The sequence below is a fragment of the Bacillus sp. TH22 genome, from assembly GCF_016651015.1.
Classification (GTDB): Bacteria; Bacillota; Bacilli; order Bacillales; family Bacillaceae_G; genus Bacillus_A; species Bacillus_A mycoides.
This window is the reverse complement of sequence record NZ_JAEKER010000001.1, coordinates 2,720,503-2,737,206: the sequence shown is the minus strand read 5'-3', so window position 1 is coordinate 2,737,206 and position 16,704 is coordinate 2,720,503. Positions and strand designations below refer to the sequence as shown.

Here is a 16,704-nt window from a genome sequence, read left to right as displayed (position 1 = left end):
CATATAAAAGTGCTCTCCTTCTTATCTTTTATTACTGATAAGAAGGAGAGCACTTTTTATTTTACCTCGAAAGCTCTACTTCAAGTTTTTACAGCATATAGGAGGGAAGAAAATGATTTCTTTTAACAATGTAAGTAAAGTATATGAATCAGGTGGGCAATCTGTTCATGCGGTTGAGGATGTAACGCTGTCAGTTGAAAAGGGCGAAATTTTTGGCATTATCGGATTTAGTGGTGCTGGAAAGAGTACGCTATTACGTTTAGTAAATATGTTAGAAAGACCAACTGCAGGAACAATTTCAATAGATGATAAAGATATTACATCATTATCGGCGAAAGAATTACGGACACTAAGACAAAGAATTGGGATGATTTTCCAAAGTTTCAATCTATTTAATTCAAGAACGGTGTTTGGGAACATTGCTTATCCATTAAGGTTAGCGAAATTGCCGAAGAATGAGATAAAAGAAAGAGTGAATGAACTACTAAAATTTGTTGGTTTAGAAGATAAAGCGAACTATTATCCAGAACAGTTATCAGGTGGACAAAAGCAGCGTGTTGGGATTGCAAGAGCACTTGCGACATCACCGGATATTCTCATATGTGATGAGGCAACATCAGCTTTAGATCCGGAAACAACAACAGAAATCTTAAATTTATTAAAGAAAGTAAATAGAGAGTACAATTTAACGATTCTACTTATTACACATGAAATGCACGTTGTGAAAGAAATTTGTCACCGTGTAGCCGTTATGGAAAAAGGAAAAGTAATTGAGGAAGGAAAACTGTTTGACGTTTTCACACAACCAAAAACAAAGACCACTCAAAATTTTGTACGCTCTGTTATTAATGATCACTTACCAGAAAGTGTTCTAGCGAAAATTCAAAACGGAGGTCAGATTTATCGCCTGACTTTTACTGGGGAAGAGACAGGGCAGCCTGTACTATCATATATTGCGAAAAACTATAACGTCGATGTAAATGTTCTTTATGGAAATATTATTGAACTCCAAAATGTGCTATTTGGAAATCTTCTTGTAGAACTACAAGGTGAACAGAAAGAAATTCAAAAAGCATTACAACATCTAAGACTGCAAGTGCAGCTGAAGGAGGTAGAAGCTCATGCGAGTTGATTGGAGTATATTTTGGCCTCGCATATTAGATGCGACGGTGGATACCCTCTTAATGGTAATTGTAACCCTTATATTCGCTACAATTCTCGGTATACCTCTAGGTTTACTGTTGTATGTAACGAGAAAAGGAAATTTTTTAGAAAATAAATGGGTCTTTTCTATTCTTAATATCATAATTAATACAATTCGTCCGGTTCCATTCATTATCTTTTTAGTAGCTTTAAGCCCACTAACAAGAAGTGTTATTGGAACGACGATTGGAACGGCTGCAGCAATCTTCCCAATGACGTTAGTTGCATCAATTGGTATTGCTAGAATGGTTGAAACCAATCTTGTTTCTGTTCCGAAAGGAGTAATTGAAGCAGCACAAGCAATGGGCGCTTCACCACTTAGAATTGTTTTTGAAATCCTCGTACCAGAAGCTTTAGCACCATTGATCCTAGGTGTCACGTTTATGACGGTCGGTTTAATTGAATTTTCTGCAGTCGCAGGACTTGTCGGTGGTGGCGGTCTTGGTGACTTAGCAATGACATATGGTTATCAACGCTTTGATACGTCAGTTATGTTTGTAACGGTCGTTTTACTTATTATTCTTGTACAGGTGGCTCAAAATTTAGGGAACTACTTTGCGAAAGTCTTTTTACGCAGATCATAAAAAGGAAGAGGGGAAAAGAAAATGAAGAAAATTTTAGCATTTGCATTATCAGCGATCGTAGGAATTACAGCATTAAGCGGCTGCTCAGGTGGAGACACAGGTGCAGGAGCGAAAGAGAAAGTAGTTCGCGTCGGTGTAACTGGAACAGATGGAGACGTTTGGGAAATTTTAAAGAAAAAAGCTGAAAAAGAAGGGATTAAAATTAAACTGGTTGAGTTCTCTGATTACACAACACCCAACAAAGCGTTAGCTGATGGAGATATTGAACTAAACTCATTCCAGCACATTGCTTTCTTAGAGCAATTTAAAAAGGAGCATAAGTTAGATATTACAGCTGTTGGTACAACGCAAATTGCACCGATGGGCTTATACTCTGAAAACTATAAGAAAGCAAATGAAATCCCAGATGGTTCGGAAATTGCTATTCCGAATGATCCAACGAACCAAGCACGTGCATTAAAACTTCTTGATGCAGCTGGATTATTAAAGCTTAAGAAAGATTTTGGTCTATTTGGGGATCCAAGTGGTATCGCTGAAAATCCAAAGAAGCTAAAAGTTACACCGGTTATCGCACAGCAAACACCTCGTGTGTTAAAAGATGTAGCGGCTTCAGTTATTAATAACGGTGTTGCTGGTCAAGCTGGATTAGACCCAGCGAAGGATCCAATTTTCTTAGAAGATCCAAATAATGAAAATGCAAAGGCTTATATTAATATTTTCGCAGCTCGTACGAAAGATAAAAATGATCCAACACTGAAAAAAGTAATTGAGTTATACCATTCAAAAGAAGTAAAAGATGCAATTAAGAAAGAAACAAATGATGGTTCAATTTCAGTAGATCTTTCACTTGATGAGCTTGAAAAAATCGTAAAATAATTATTGAGTTTAACGACTAACAGTAGGAATCCCTCCGCTGTTAGCTCGTTCAACATATAATCTACTTAACAAACAAAACCCTAATTCTGTACCTTCTAATTTTGTATAACATAGAATCCAATGTTTGTTAAGTAGAGTGATGGACCAGGAGTTTTCCTGGTCTTTTTTTAATTAAAGCAGCTGGCTAATAATAAGGAAATCCAAATTATGATTGGGTAAGAGATTAAACTAAAAATGAGTGTACTTGCTAATTTCTTTTTAGGGATTAATAGTTTCTTTGATGAAAATAAGAAAAGAGAAAATAGGATAATGATAGATGCTGAGATTACTCCTGGATTATAAGAACGATAAATGAAATACAAGATAATATGCTGAACGGCGTTAAAGAAGATACAGCCCTGTATAAAAATGATCAAATAAATAGAAGATATGATGCTTAATTGATATAGAATGACTATGAGTAAGACGAAGGTTGTTAATATGGAAATTGCAATGAAAAATTGTTTGTTAGTTATAAAATGGATCGAAAATCGATTAGCGATATATTGTGGCATTTGGAAAGCTTCTTCAAGGTTATGAAAAAAGAATAGAAGGGGGATTAGCCAGATTGTATTAGTGGTGAAATGTCTTGTTGAAGATGTTTTTATCAACTTATATTAGCTCCAATAAAGGGATAGAAAGCCTATAAGAAAAGGCTTTCTACAAGGGTATAGTTATTCAATTATGATGCTTTTTAAATTACTCTCAGGTTGCGGTTGTTCTTCAGCATAGGAGGAGAGCTCCTCTTGCAAAATATTTAGTGCGTGCTTAGCTGATTGCTGAATCGGATTCGGTAGCTCTTCTAATATACGCATACCGATTTTTATTTTTGTACGAATTACCTTTCTTAGTAATTCATCATGCATGTACTACACCTCCAAACCGAATGTTTAGTACATCATCTTCAAACTTAGCTCCTTGAATAGAAAGGTGTGTTAATGTTTTTGGTAAGGTGATATTTCGCTTCATAGAGCCGGCTCGAATAATAAGTTCATCACCTTTTTGATTTAATGAAAGTTCACTTTTGTTTGAGAAGGGAATGGACAGAACGAAAATATACTCATCGCCATCTTTTTTTACATATTGTGTACGGCCATTAAATTTCACTTCAGTAGGAGAAGGGTCTGATTTAAATAAAGCATTTCCTACACGCTCTAACATAGCTAAACCAACAACTTCTTGTTCAAACATGGGAGCTTCGTAAATAGGAAGTGGCTGAAAACTATCTTTAATTAACGCCTTATATTTCTTTTGTGTATCTTTCCATGCCTGAAAGTAAGGGTCGGTAACAGTGTTAGGGATGACGCGGTTAATCATAATGGCATCTACGTTATAATCGTATAAGTTTAAATAAGTAAAACTACGCTGAGCTTCTTTAATGACCATTTTTTCAGGATTTACAACAACGCGAATACTCGTTACTTTTCGGTTTGATAAAATATCTCTCATTTCTCCGAGCTGTTCAAGCGTATTCGTTAATTCGTCCATAATATCATCAGTTGGAAGGGGGACACCAAGAAGTGGTTGAGCTACAGGACGAACAACTTTTAAAATCTTCCTTTTAATAGGAAAGAGTTTTTCCATCCACCAGCCGAGCATGTCTGGAAAGCTAAGCATTGCTAAAGTTTCTCCAGTCGGTGCGCAATCAATAATGATGACGTCGTAAGTGTTGTGTTTATAGTAATCGAGTACTCGAAGTAAGCTAATTAAATCTTCCATACCAGGGAACATCGTTAATTCTTCTGTTGTAATATCATCAGCTGCTTTGGAAGTGAAGAGTAGTGTAATATATTTCTGCAATTTCCCCCAGCCTTTTTCCATTTCATAAATAGTGTTAATTTCTTGTGCCCACAAGTTTTCGCGAATTTCTAGTGGCTCAGAAGATAGTTTTATGCCAAATGAATCCCCTAAACTATGAGCAGGATCTGTACTCATTACTAATGTTTTTAATCCTTGTTTTGCACTTTGGATTGCTGTTGCTGCTGAAATGCTAGTTTTTCCTACGCCGCCTTTACCTGTATACAGAATAATTCTCATCATTAATATCCCCTTTGTTTCGAATGTCGAATATTACGAGTGTCGAAATATTTAATTGAATAAAAACCCAACTAGGGTCTTATCCCGCATTAACGGGCAGTAAGACTCCCGCCCAAAAATTCGACTGGAGCAAACAAATTAGGTGGGAGGTCAACTGTCCGTAAATGCCCGATTGGTTCAACTAATAATCAGTGAGGGATGAGAAAAACCCCCACTGATTAAAGTTTCACTTTATTCAATCGGAATGTTTTTCATTTTAGGTGTAGAAACCTTTTCTTCTGTTTTTTGCTGTGACGTAGCAATGTGATTCATGATCTTTTGGAATATTTGTAGTAAGAATGCTTTTTCTTCTTCTGACAATGCATCTGTCACTAGGCCAAAGTAATGGGCCGCATTTTGTTTTACTTCTTGAACGAGCATTACGCCGTTTTCTGTTAAACGAATTAATACAATGCGTCGATCGCTTTCATTCCGGTAGCGTTCAATATATCCCTTTTTTACAAGGCGATTTACAACGCCCGTTGTTGTACTCATCGGTATATCAAGAAGATCAGCAATTTTTGTCATTGTAATATCCGTATTTCGCTCCATCCAAAGTAAACAAAATACTTCTGTCTTGGAAAGTGTTAAATCAAGGCTTACCCATTCTTCTGGATAGAAAAGTTTCTTGGCGTTATCTAGCAGTAAGTCTAAAAAATGTTCATATTGTAACAATTATTTCCACTCCCGTATATTTCGAGGTTCGTAATATTTGTTTTTATTTTATGTGGAATTGAAATAAATGTCAATATTTTTAACTGTTTTTTCAGATTAGAAAGAAAATTATCTTCAAAATAGAAATTTTTTGTGATAGATTAATAAATAGAAAAATGATTTTACATAAAAACCCATTGTGATAAATATATTTATCTATAATAGGTGTACAGCTAACGAGGGGGAGAACGATGAGAAGACGAAATACGCAAGCGTTCACGTTTTTAGCATGGACTTCATTTGTTTGTGCGCTTTCAGGAATGCTAATTGGGATTTATACGCTAGATGAAACGCTTAGTGTAAAAGGATACTATTTAATTGGAACATTATTTTTAACGATGTCTTGTTTTGTATTACAAAAAACAATTCGTGATAATGAAGAAGATAACGAGAGATTTCCGAAAAATAAATCGTTAGATAAAGAGTAAATTGTAAAGAAAGGCATTTGCCTTTCTTTTTTTATGTAAAAATACCGTAAGTGCCGTGTGTTGACTTGCTTGAAGTACTGGAAATTTGGTATCATCAATAGTATTGTAGATTGAACGATATATTATGGAGGTGGCCTAGCCGTGTCAAGAATTTCCGTTGAGAATGTAAAGCACGTAGCACATTTAGCACGTCTTGCAATTACTGATCAAGAAGCAGAAAAATTTCAAAAACAACTAGATGCAATTGTTACATTTGCAGAACAGTTAAATGAATTAGATACAACTGATGTAAAACCAACAACTCATGTATTAACTATGAAAAATGTTATGCGTGAAGATGTGCCAGAAAAAGGTTTACCAGTAGAAGAAGTATTAAAAAATGCACCGGATCACAAAGATAATCAAATCCGTGTTCCAGCAGTATTAGAATAGAGGAGGGAATTTCGATGTCATTATTTGATCATTCTGTATCAGAGTTACATAAGAAGTTAAACAACAAAGAAATTTCCGTTACGGATTTAGTAGAAGAATCTTACAAACGTATTTCGGATGTTGAAGATAACGTAAAAGCTTTTCTTACATTAGATGAAGAAAATGCACGCGCGAAAGCGAAAGAATTAGATGCAAAGATTGGTGCTGAGGATAATGGTTTATTATTCGGTATGCCAATTGGTGTAAAAGATAACATTGTAACTAACGGTCTTCGTACAACTTGTGCGAGCAAAATATTAGCAAACTTCGATCCAATTTACGATGCGACAGTTGTACAAAAGCTAAAAGCTGCTGACACAGTTACAATCGGTAAATTAAATATGGACGAGTTCGCAATGGGTTCTTCAAATGAAAACTCAGGCTTCTACGCTACAAAAAATCCATGGAACTTAGATTACGTTCCAGGCGGATCTAGTGGTGGTTCTGCAGCAGCAGTAGCAGCAGGAGAAGTATTATTCTCTCTAGGTTCTGATACGGGTGGTTCTATCCGTCAGCCAGCTGCATATTGCGGCGTTGTAGGTTTAAAACCAACTTACGGACGCGTATCTCGTTACGGATTAGTAGCATTCGCATCTTCACTTGACCAAATCGGACCGATTACACGTACAGTAGAAGACAATGCATACTTATTACAAGCTATTTCAGGTATTGACCGTATGGATGCAACTTCTGCAAACGTTGAAGTAGGAAACTACTTAGCTGGTTTAACAGGCGATGTTAAAGGTTTACGTATTGCTGTACCGAAAGAATACTTAGGCGAAGGTGTTGGCGAAGAAGCTCGTGAGTCAGTACTAGCTGCTTTAAAAGTGTTAGAAGGTATGGGCGCAACTTGGGAGGAAGTATCTCTTCCGCACTCTAAATACGCTCTAGCAACGTATTACTTATTATCTTCTTCTGAAGCATCTGCGAACCTTTCACGCTTTGATGGCGTACGTTACGGTGTTCGTTCTGATAATGTAAATAACTTATTAGATCTTTACAAAAACACACGTAGCGAAGGTTTCGGTGATGAAGTAAAACGTCGTATTATGCTTGGTACATTTGCTCTTAGCTCTGGTTACTATGATGCATATTACAAAAAAGCACAACAAGTACGTACATTAATTAAAAATGACTTTGAAAATGTATTTGCTAACTACGATGTTATTATTGGACCAACAACGCCAACTCCAGCATTTAAAGTGGGCGAAAAAGTGGACGATCCAATGACAATGTATGCAAATGACATTTTAACAATTCCAGTAAACTTAGCGGGTGTTCCAGCGATTTCTGTTCCATGTGGATTCGGTGCTAACAACATGCCACTTGGTCTACAAATCATTGGTAAACACTTCGATGAAACGACGATTTACCGCGTTGCACATGCGTTTGAGCAAGCAACAGACTATCATACAAAAAAAGCAAGTCTGTAAGGAGGCGAGCATAGATGAATTTAGAAACAATTATTGGTTTAGAGGTTCACGTTGAGTTAAAAACAAATTCGAAAATTTTCTCTGCGAGTCCAACAGAATTCGGAGCAGAGCCAAATACACAAACAAGTGTAATTGACTTAGGATACCCAGGGGTACTTCCTACTTTAAATAAGGAAGCAGTTAACTTTGCAATGAAAGCCGCAATGGCATTAAACTGTGAAATCGCAACGGAAACGAAGTTCGACCGTAAAAACTATTTCTACCCAGATAATCCGAAAGCTTACCAAATCTCTCAATTTGATAAGCCAATTGGTGAAAATGGTTGGATTGAAATCGAAGTAGACGGTAAAAAGAAACGTATCGGTATTACACGTCTTCATTTAGAAGAAGATGCTGGTAAATCAACGCATGCAGCTGACGGTTCATTAGTAGACTACAACCGTCAAGGTATGCCTTTAATCGAGATCGTATCTGAGCCAGATATGCGTACTCCAGAAGAAGCATATGCGTACTTAGAGAAGTTAAAATCAATCATTCAATATACAGGTGTATCTGATTGTAAGATGGAAGAAGGTTCTCTTCGTTGTGATGCGAATATTTCACTTCGTCCAGTTGGACAAGAGAAGTTCGGTACAAAAGCAGAACTGAAAAACTTAAACTCTTTCACTTACGTGCAAAAAGGTCTTGAGCATGAGCAAGTGCGCCAAGAAAAAGAATTATTATCTGGTGGTATCATCCAACAAGAAACACGTCGTTATGATGAAGCAACGAAGAAAACAATCTTAATGCGTATAAAAGAAGGATCTGACGATTACCGTTACTTCCCAGAGCCAGACTTAGTTGAACTTTACATCGACGATGAGTGGAAAGAAGAAATTCGTGCTTCTATTCCAGAACTTCCAGATGCACGTAAAGCTCGCTATGTTGAAGAAGTTGGCTTACCAGCTTATGATGCGCATGTATTGACATTAACGAAAGAGATGTCTGATTTCTTTGAAGCAACAGTTGCAGACGGTGCTGATGCGAAATTAACATCAAACTGGTTAATGGGTGAAGTACTTGCATACTTAAACAAACAACAAAAAGAATTAAAAGACGTTGCATTAACGCCAGCTGGCTTAGCTAAAATGGTTCAATTAATTGAAAAAGGTACAATTTCTTCTAAAATCGCGAAGAAAGTATTTAATGAATTAATTGAAAAAGGTGGAGACCCAGAAGAAATCGTTAAAGCGAAAGGTCTGGTTCAAATTTCTGACGAAGGAACACTTCGTAAGGTTGTAACAGAAATTCTTGATAATAATGAGCAATCTATTGAAGACTTTAAAAACGGTAAAGACCGTGCAATTGGCTTCTTAGTTGGTCAAATTATGAAAGCTACAAAAGGACAAGCAAATCCACCGCTTGTTAATAAAATCTTACTTGAAGAGATTAATAAGCGCTAAAAAAAGAGAAGAATTCTTATTTTTGAACGCTAAAATAGTATAGATTCTTAAAGATTAAACAGAAAAAACACCCGTATTTGGGTGTTTTTTCTGAGTTAATCAAACGTTTGTTTAAATGGTGAAAAAAAATTTAAACAAACGTTTGATTAACTGTCAAAAGTGAAAAAATGTTTGTATAGCAACTATGGTATGATAGTTGCAAAAAGGTGGGAATAATGATAAATCTAGACATAGAGAGTTTTTTCATCTCATGAAATAATAGATAATTATTATTCATTATATGTAAATTGATGTGAGAGAATGGATAGACATAAAGTGAAACTTTAATCAGTGGGAGTTTTACTGCCTGCAAATAGCGGGATAAATTTCTTGGTTAAATAAAGCAAAACTATCAGGAGTGAATAGTTACTTTTGATGGGCTACACGAATCGGGTTCTTACTGCCTGTTTGAGCGGAATTAAAGAAGGATAGGAAGATGAGAGGAGGTAAGCATAGGGATACTGAATAAGGGTTCGGTGTATTCGTTTTTCAATGAATAAGGAATTTCCTGTGCTAATAAATGATGAAGCGAGCAAGAATTATTTATAATCCTACTTCTGGGCGCGAGCTATTTAAGAAGAGCTTACCAGAAGTATTACAAAAATTAGAACAAGCTGGATATGAAGCGTCTTGTCATGCGACAACTGGTCCTGGAGATGCGACTGTGGCAGCGAGGCAAGCTGCGGATCGTAAGTTTGATGTTGTTATCGCAGCTGGTGGTGATGGTACGTTAAATGAAGTAGTGAACGGTTTAGTAGGACATGAGCATCGTCCAAAGTTTGGAATTATTCCAGTTGGAACGACAAATGATTTTGCGCGTGCGATCGGTGTACCTCGTGTTATTGAAGAGGCTGCGGATATTATTTGTGAAGGAACAACGGTACCGTTAGATCTTGGTAGAGCAAATGATACATATTTCATTAATATCGCTGGTGGCGGCCGTATTACAGAATTAACATATGAAGTACCAAGCAAGCTAAAAACGGTATTAGGCCAACTTGCTTACTATTTAAAAGGAATCGAAATGTTACCATCATTACATCCAACATATGTTGAAATTGAGTATGATGGGAAGTTGCTACAAGAAGAAATTACGATGTTTTTAATTACGAATACTCGTTCAGTTGGTGGATTCGAAAAAGTAGCACCATATGCATCGATTAATGATGGCTTATTTGATTTATTAGTACTGAAAAAAGGTTCTATCGCTGATTTAATTAAAGCAGCAACACAAGCGCAGCGTGGGGAACATATTAACAATCCGAAAGTACTATATACACAAGCGAATCGTATTAAAGTGCATTCACCTGATAAATTAATGATCAACTTAGATGGTGAATATGGCGGAGATGCACCAATGGAATTTGAAAATATATATCATTGTCTGGAACTATTTGTTCCTGAACATCAAGAGGATGCCCTGTAAAGGCATCTTTTTTTTGCTTTCACCTCACTATTTGCGAGCAATAAGATTCCCACACTGATTAAAGTTTCTCTATGTGCAGATGAATTGTAAATTGTAAGTTAGTTTGATTTTTATGGTATTTTTACAATTCGTTTATTTTATATCCATATTTTATTGATACACTGGAAGAGATAAGAAATGAGAGGTAGGATGCTATGGAGAAGGTAAAAGCAATACTATTTGATAAAGATGGGACATTAATGGATTTTCATTCAATTTGGATAAAAGTAGCTGAAGAGCTTGTTGCAGAATGTATAAATTTATATCAATTACCAGAATCAATGCAGCAGGCTTTATTAAAAGAGATTGGCGTAGATGGAGCATTTGTTCATCCGCGTAGTGCGCTTGCTGCTGGAACGAGTCTTGATGTGGCCAAGGGGCTTTGTAAGTATATTGCATCATCTAGAGAAGAGGAGATGCATCAATGGGTGAGTGAAAAGTTGTTTGCTCTTATGTACAAGCATCGTTCACATATGAGAATGACGGCAGATTTACCGAAAGTTTTACAAGCGTTAAAGGATAGAGGGTTTATTCTAGGTGTCGTTACAGCTGATGATTTCGCGCCGACAGAATTATTTTTAAAGCAATATCAATTGGAAGCTTTTTTTGATTGTGTTATAGCTTCAGATACATTTCCAGCACAGAAGCCAGATAAAAAAATTGTAGAGTCGTTTTGTGAGAGATTTAATTTAGATACATGTGAAGTAGCAGTCGTCGGGGATACACCGACGGATTTACATTTAGCGAAAAATGGTGGCGACTGTTATGCGATTGGCGTACTATCTGGTACGGGTGATCGTCAAACGTTAGAACCACTTGCAGATTTAGTATTACAATCTGTTGAAGATTTAATTTCTCATTCAGGTGAGTTTATTTGGGAACAAGGAAAGTCTAATGTATAAATGAATAAGTCTATAAGGACTCTATATGAGTCTTTATAGACTTATTTTTTTATGCCGAGATAGTAAGAGAATGGGATGAGTACTAGAAAGAGGAAGTTGGCATACATCTTGCAATATAAAGAGAAAACATTGTATAGAAAAGGATGGGGTACACAATGAACACAAAAAAATTTGCTAAAGTAAATGAACAAATTCCAGGACCGAAAGCAGCGTCTTTATTAGAACGCCGCCAAAATATAGTACCAAAAGGAGTAAGTAATGGTATTCCAACATTTGTACAGTCTGCAAATGGTGCACTCGTAACAGATGTGGATGGAAATCAGTACATTGATTTCGCAGGAGCAATTGGGACAATTAATGTAGGACACTGTCATCCAGCTGTTAAAGAAGCGCTTCATAAACAAGTAGATCAATATATTCATACTGGATTTAATGTGATGATGTATGAGCCGTATATTGAATTGGCAGAAAAGCTGGCCGCATTAGCGCCAGGTAATTTCGATAAACAAGTGCTGTTTTTAAATAGTGGGGCAGAAGCGGTTGAAAATGCAGTGAAGATTGCTCGTAAATATACGAAGAGACCTGGAATTATCGCATTTTCTAAAGGATTTCATGGGCGCACATTAATGACAATGACGATGACAAGTAAAGTAAAACCATATAAATTTGGATTTGGCCCATTTGCTCCAGAAGTATATAAAGCGCCATTCCCATATGAATACCGTCGCCCAGAGGGGTTAACAGAAGAGCAGTATGATGACTTTATCATTGAAGAGTTTAAGAACTTCTTCATATCAGAAGTAGCACCAGAAACAATTGCAGCAGTTGTAATGGAACCTGTTCAAGGGGAAGGCGGATTTATCGTTCCAAGTAAGAAATTCGTTCAAGAAGTACGCAGCATTTGTTCAGAGCACGGTATTTTATTTGTAGCTGATGAAATTCAAACAGGCTTTAGTCGTACCGGAAAATACTTTGCAATTGATCATTATGATGTCGTTCCAGACTTAATTACGGTATCTAAATCATTAGGTGCTGGTGTACCGATAAGTGGTGTCATTGGGCGTAAAGAAATTATGAATGAGTCTGCACCGGGAGAACTGGGCGGAACATATGCAGGAAGCCCACTAGGATGTGCGGCTGCATTAGCTGTGCTTGATGTAATAGAAAAAGAGAAATTAAATGATAGAGCGATAGAAGTAGGGAAAGTCGTAATGAACCGATTCCAAGAGATGAAAAACAAATATAATTGCATCGGTGATGTGCGCGGCTTAGGGGCAATGTGTGCATTCGAGCTCGTTCAAGATCGCAAGACGAAAGCGCCTGATAAAACACTAGCGTCTAATTTATGTGCAGAGGCAAATAAGCATGGATTACTTCTACTATCAGCAGGAACATATGGAAATGTTATTCGTGTTTTAATGCCATTAGTGATTACAGATGAGCAACTTGAGGAAGGTTTAACAATAATTGAAGAATCATTGCAAGCTTGTTATGAGCAAGCAAATATCGCTCGTGTTTAAAGAATTGGGATAACTTAAAAAAGGGCATAAAGCTTTTCTTTTTAGGCGGAAGAGAGCATCTGGTCATATATAGAATCGATCAGCCCCTTTTCCTGCCCCATGCCAAGCTAAAACAAAGTGAGGGTGTGGTTGTGATAGCATTCTGTATTTTTCAAGGCAGCGAATTATGTGTTGAAAAATATAAATAGATTTGTATAAATAACAAATTGAAAACATTCTAGCTTACTCTATATAAAATGCAGAAAATTCACTTTATAATAAAGGTAGTGAAGTGAATCGATGGATTTAAAGTAAGGGGTGGCTAGGATGGTTGCAGAAAAGGAACGAGTGTTGATGGATTTACAAGATGTATTTGAATATGCATTTGACGAAATTTTTGTTACGGATGATAAAGGAATCGTTGTACGTGTAAATAGCATGTGTGAAAGACATTACCAGCTCTCTGCTAAGGAATTAGTAGGAAAGCATGTAAAAGAACTACAAAAAGAAGGGATTTTTTATCCGTCTGCAACGTTAGAAGTAATTGAAAAGAAAAGGCCAGTTGAACTTGTTCAAACAACGAAATCAGGAGAGTATTTGCATGTTCGTACAAGGCCTGTTTTTGATGATGAGGGAAATTTAAGAAGAGTGATTAGTTATTCTCGTGATCTTACAGAACTCTATCAATTACGTCAAAAGGTAGAGGAAATGGATAATCAGTTAAAAACATATAAAAAAGAATTAAGAGAAACATATGAACACGAAGGACTTATTTTTAAAAGTATCGCTATGCAAAAAATAATCGAAACAATAAAAAAAGTATCAGTAGTAGATAGTACTGTTCTCGTATTAGGTGAGACTGGAGTGGGGAAAAGCCGATTAGTACGCCATTTGCATGAAGTGAGTCACCGGAAGAATGAAAGTTTCTATGAAATTAATTGTGCGGCATTGCCTACGAATTTAATCGAATCTGAGCTTTTTGGATATTCAGGTGGGTCTTTTACAGGTGCAAATCGTGAAGGGAAAAAGGGGCTATTAGAATCAGCGCATAAAGGAACCCTTTTCTTAGATGAAATTGGTGAAATGCCGCTTGAAATTCAAGCGAAGCTTTTGCAAGTATTGCAAGAAAAAACGTTTCGTCCTATAGGCGGAAGAGAATTAAAAAAGGTGGACGTTAGAATTGTAGCGGCAACAAATAGAAATTTAAGTACGATGGTGAAACAAGGAACATTCCGGAAAGATTTATACTATCGTCTGAATGTCATTCCAATTTCAATTCCACCACTTCGGGAGAGAACAGAAGACATTTTGCCGCTCATCTATCATTATTTACAGCATTTTAATAAAAAGTACGGACGGGATGTAAAGTTAGCTCCTAGTACGTTACAAATGTTTGTAGGGTACCCTTGGGAAGGAAATAATAGAGAGATTGAAAATGTAATTGAACGAATTGTTATCACTGCAGATGATTTTGTAATGGTAGAAGATTTGCCACTATCTATGCAAGAGGCCACAGTTGAACAATCCGGACAAAGTCTTTATAGAATGCTGGAAGAGGTAGAGAGAAATATTATTCTTAAAGCGTATAAAACGTATGGATCAAGTTATAAAGTGGCTGAGTTTTTACAAATAAGTCAATCTGCTGCTACTAGGAAGATTAAGAAGTTCATAGAGGAGGAAGAAAACATTGGATAAAAAAGCGACGTTCGTAAACTTAGAGAAAAAAGCGATGTATATAAATGGTGAGTGGATTACACTGCAAGAACAAATCGAAGTGAATAATCCAGCGACAAAGGAAGTATTTGCAACTGTACCAAAGGGCGGGATTACAGAGGCAAAGCAAGCAGTTGATGCTGCACATGAGGCTTTTAAATTATGGTCAAAATTAACGGCAGCGGATCGCGCAGTAAAGTTAAAAAAATGGTTCACGCTTATTGATGAAAATAAAGAAGAAATTGCAGCAATCATGACGAGAGAGCAAGGGAAGCCGTTTGCAGAAGCACTTGGTGAAGTGAATTATGCAAATAGTTTTGTTGAATGGTACGCAGAAGAAGGAAAGAGAATATACGGTGAAATGATTCCTGCTTCTCATCCGAATAAGCGTATTTTAGTTATGAAGCAACCAGTTGGGGTTATGGCAGCTATTACGCCTTGGAATTTCCCGGCTGCTATGATTACGAGAAAGGTAGCTCCAGCACTTGCAGCAGGCTGTACGGCAGTTGTGAAACCAGCGAGTCAAACGCCATTAACTGCATTGAAGTTAGTTGAATTAGCACATGAAGCAGATATTCCAAAAGGTGTAATAAATATTGTAACAGGTAGTGCAAAAGCAATTGCTGATACGTGGATGGAAGATGAGCGCGTTCGAAAAGTTTCCTTTACAGGATCAACTGAAATTGGAAAAGAATTAATGGCTAGCGCTGCGCAAACGATGAAAAAGGTTTCGCTTGAATTAGGTGGTCACGCTCCATTTATTGTTATGAATGATGCTGATTTAGATAAGGCAGTAGAAGCGGTAATTGGTTCGAAATTCCGTAACGCAGGACAAACGTGTATATGTACAAACCGCATCTTTGTTCAAGAAGAAGTGTATGAAGAATTTGCAGGGAAGTTCACAACAGCTGTAGAGCAGCTGAAAGTCGGAGATGGATTCGGCGAAGGAACAACTGTAGGTCCACTTATTGATGCGAATGCAGTTTCGAAAGTACAAGAACATATTGAAGATGCAATTCAAAAGGGTGGAGAAGTTTTATACGGTGGCCATAAATTTGCAGAGTTAGATGGTTATTTCATTCAGCCAACAGTAATTGGATTGGCAAATGACACGATGCTTTGTATGAATGAAGAAACATTTGGACCGGTTGCACCAGTTGCGAAATTTAAAACAGTTGAAGAAGTAATCGAACGAGCAAATAATACACCATATGGCTTGGCTGCTTATATTTTCACAAAAGATATTAGCCAAGCATTCCAAATTAGTGAAGCGTTAGAGTACGGAATTATCGGCTTAAACGATGGCCTTCCATCAGTTGCACAAGCACCATTTGGAGGCTTTAAAGAAAGTGGTATCGGCCGTGAAGGAGGCCATTTCGGTATCGAGGAATATTTAGAAATTAAATATATTTCGTTAGGACTATAAGTAGTATACTAGAATCTCTATAAGGTAACAGAGAAGGAGATTCTAGTATGGTATATTGGCTATTATTACTCGTAACAATTATTTTTGAAGTAGCTGGAACGATTGCGATGAAGTTATCGAACGGTTTAACAAAGCTTGTTCCAAGTGTACTTATTTTCGTATTCTATGGAATTTGTTTCAGCGTGTTTGCTATCGTTGTTAAAAAGATTCATTTAAGCATTGCTTATGCAATTTGGTCTGGTGTGGGAACGCTACTTATTACAATCATTAGTGTGTACTTTTTTAAAGAGCATATTAATTTATTCCAAGCATTTTGTATTCTCTTTATTGTTTTAGGAGTAATTGGACTGAAAGTGTCATCGGCATCATAAAAGGCTATCTTCCGGCGTGGAAG

The 16,704-nt window shown here is 36.8% G+C and carries 17 protein-coding genes; 13 read left to right on the top strand and 4 right to left on the bottom strand.

Annotated elements, in window-relative coordinates; all coding sequences use genetic code 11:
- Positions 1-112: 112 nt before the first annotated feature.
- The 3 genes from JFU18_RS13815 to JFU18_RS13805 are packed head-to-tail and all read left to right on the top strand — an operon-like array spanning position 113 to position 2,663.
- Positions 113-1,132: a methionine ABC transporter ATP-binding protein gene (locus JFU18_RS13815; RefSeq protein WP_002010037.1), complete on the top strand. Its 1,020-nt coding sequence runs from the start codon at positions 113-115 to the stop codon at positions 1,130-1,132.
- Entirely contained in the window at positions 1,122-1,787 is a 666-nt protein-coding gene (locus JFU18_RS13810) for a methionine ABC transporter permease (protein WP_201034635.1), read from the top strand. Before JFU18_RS13815 ends, JFU18_RS13810 begins: the two co-directional genes overlap by 11 nt.
- A 21-nt stretch (positions 1,788-1,808) precedes the next feature.
- Complete coding sequence (locus JFU18_RS13805; protein ID WP_201034636.1) at positions 1,809-2,663, top strand: MetQ/NlpA family ABC transporter substrate-binding protein; 855 nt, start codon at positions 1,809-1,811, stop codon at positions 2,661-2,663.
- A 167-nt stretch (positions 2,664-2,830) separates the two neighbouring features.
- On the opposite strand, the gene JFU18_RS13800 is transcribed toward JFU18_RS13805, so the two are convergent.
- From JFU18_RS13800 to JFU18_RS13785, 4 genes are all read right to left on the bottom strand, one after another.
- Entirely contained in the window at positions 2,831-3,313 is a 483-nt protein-coding gene (locus tag JFU18_RS13800; protein WP_002091337.1) for an HXXEE domain-containing protein, read from the bottom strand.
- Positions 3,314-3,376: 63 nt separating this feature from the next.
- Complete coding sequence (locus JFU18_RS13795) at positions 3,377-3,568, bottom strand: DUF3926 domain-containing protein (RefSeq protein WP_002091335.1); 192 nt, start codon at positions 3,566-3,568, stop codon at positions 3,377-3,379.
- Positions 3,561-4,742, bottom strand: a complete 1,182-nt coding sequence (locus tag JFU18_RS13790; protein WP_002140199.1) for an ArsA family ATPase — start codon at positions 4,740-4,742, stop codon at positions 3,561-3,563. Before JFU18_RS13790 ends, JFU18_RS13795 begins: the two co-directional genes overlap by 8 nt.
- Before the next feature lie 228 nt (positions 4,743-4,970).
- Positions 4,971-5,453: a MarR family winged helix-turn-helix transcriptional regulator gene (locus tag JFU18_RS13785; RefSeq protein WP_201034637.1), complete on the bottom strand. Its 483-nt coding sequence runs from the start codon at positions 5,451-5,453 to the stop codon at positions 4,971-4,973.
- Between the two features lie 230 nt (positions 5,454-5,683).
- Between JFU18_RS13785 and JFU18_RS13780 the strand changes: the two genes are divergently transcribed.
- From JFU18_RS13780 to JFU18_RS13735, 10 genes are all read left to right on the top strand, one after another.
- The gene (locus tag JFU18_RS13780; protein WP_002029490.1) at positions 5,684-5,920 is read left to right on the top strand and encodes a YiaA/YiaB family inner membrane protein; all 237 of its coding nucleotides are present in this window, start codon (positions 5,684-5,686) and stop codon (positions 5,918-5,920) included.
- Between the two features lie 141 nt (positions 5,921-6,061).
- The gene (gene gatC, locus JFU18_RS13775) at positions 6,062-6,352 is read left to right on the top strand and encodes an Asp-tRNA(Asn)/Glu-tRNA(Gln) amidotransferase subunit GatC (protein WP_000086999.1); all 291 of its coding nucleotides are present in this window, start codon (positions 6,062-6,064) and stop codon (positions 6,350-6,352) included.
- A 14-nt stretch (positions 6,353-6,366) separates the two neighbouring features.
- Complete coding sequence (gene gatA / locus JFU18_RS13770) at positions 6,367-7,824, top strand: Asp-tRNA(Asn)/Glu-tRNA(Gln) amidotransferase subunit GatA (protein WP_002010048.1); 1,458 nt, start codon at positions 6,367-6,369, stop codon at positions 7,822-7,824.
- A gap of 14 nt (positions 7,825-7,838) precedes the next feature.
- The gene (gene gatB / locus JFU18_RS13765; RefSeq protein ID WP_002010050.1) at positions 7,839-9,266 is read left to right on the top strand and encodes an Asp-tRNA(Asn)/Glu-tRNA(Gln) amidotransferase subunit GatB; all 1,428 of its coding nucleotides are present in this window, start codon (positions 7,839-7,841) and stop codon (positions 9,264-9,266) included.
- A gap of 559 nt (positions 9,267-9,825) precedes the next feature.
- A complete protein-coding gene (locus JFU18_RS13760; protein WP_002010051.1) occupies positions 9,826-10,731 on the top strand; it encodes a diacylglycerol kinase in 906 nt (301 codons plus the stop codon).
- Between the two features lie 194 nt (positions 10,732-10,925).
- A complete protein-coding gene (locus JFU18_RS13755; RefSeq protein ID WP_201034638.1) occupies positions 10,926-11,672 on the top strand; it encodes an HAD family hydrolase in 747 nt (248 codons plus the stop codon).
- Positions 11,673-11,827: 155 nt separating this feature from the next.
- Positions 11,828-13,192: a 4-aminobutyrate--2-oxoglutarate transaminase gene (gene gabT, locus JFU18_RS13750; protein WP_002124901.1), complete on the top strand. Its 1,365-nt coding sequence runs from the start codon at positions 11,828-11,830 to the stop codon at positions 13,190-13,192.
- Between the two features lie 306 nt (positions 13,193-13,498).
- Positions 13,499-14,866, top strand: a complete 1,368-nt coding sequence (locus tag JFU18_RS13745; RefSeq protein WP_201034639.1) for a sigma-54 interaction domain-containing protein — start codon at positions 13,499-13,501, stop codon at positions 14,864-14,866.
- Positions 14,859-16,310 carry an NADP-dependent succinate-semialdehyde dehydrogenase gene (gabD, locus tag JFU18_RS13740; RefSeq protein ID WP_002091321.1) on the top strand — a complete coding sequence of 484 codons (1,452 nt, stop codon included), beginning with the start codon at positions 14,859-14,861 and terminating at the stop codon, positions 16,308-16,310. Before JFU18_RS13745 ends, gabD begins: the two co-directional genes overlap by 8 nt.
- A gap of 47 nt (positions 16,311-16,357) precedes the next feature.
- Positions 16,358-16,681, top strand: coding sequence for a DMT family transporter (locus JFU18_RS13735; protein ID WP_000263259.1), 324 nt, complete (start codon positions 16,358-16,360; stop codon positions 16,679-16,681).
- The last annotated feature ends 23 nt before the right edge of the window (positions 16,682-16,704 follow it).

Coding starts and splice junctions, on each gene's coding strand:
- gatA (WP_002010048.1), top strand. CDS start 6,367: ATGTCATTATTTGATCATTCTGTATCAGAGTTACATAAGAAGTTAAAC.
- JFU18_RS13795 (WP_002091335.1), bottom strand. CDS start 3,568: ATGCATGATGAATTACTAAGAAAGGTAATTCGTACAAAAATAAAAATC.
- gabT (WP_002124901.1), top strand. CDS start 11,828: ATGAACACAAAAAAATTTGCTAAAGTAAATGAACAAATTCCAGGACCG.
- JFU18_RS13745 (WP_201034639.1), top strand. CDS start 13,499: ATGGTTGCAGAAAAGGAACGAGTGTTGATGGATTTACAAGATGTATTT.
- JFU18_RS13805 (WP_201034636.1), top strand. CDS start 1,809: ATGAAGAAAATTTTAGCATTTGCATTATCAGCGATCGTAGGAATTACA.
- JFU18_RS13760 (WP_002010051.1), top strand. CDS start 9,826: ATGATGAAGCGAGCAAGAATTATTTATAATCCTACTTCTGGGCGCGAG.
- JFU18_RS13735 (WP_000263259.1), top strand. CDS start 16,358: ATGGTATATTGGCTATTATTACTCGTAACAATTATTTTTGAAGTAGCT.
- JFU18_RS13755 (WP_201034638.1), top strand. CDS start 10,926: ATGGAGAAGGTAAAAGCAATACTATTTGATAAAGATGGGACATTAATG.
- gatB (WP_002010050.1), top strand. CDS start 7,839: ATGAATTTAGAAACAATTATTGGTTTAGAGGTTCACGTTGAGTTAAAA.
- JFU18_RS13810 (WP_201034635.1), top strand. CDS start 1,122: ATGCGAGTTGATTGGAGTATATTTTGGCCTCGCATATTAGATGCGACG.
- JFU18_RS13780 (WP_002029490.1), top strand. CDS start 5,684: ATGAGAAGACGAAATACGCAAGCGTTCACGTTTTTAGCATGGACTTCA.
- JFU18_RS13815 (WP_002010037.1), top strand. CDS start 113: ATGATTTCTTTTAACAATGTAAGTAAAGTATATGAATCAGGTGGGCAA.
- JFU18_RS13790 (WP_002140199.1), bottom strand. CDS start 4,742: ATGATGAGAATTATTCTGTATACAGGTAAAGGCGGCGTAGGAAAAACT.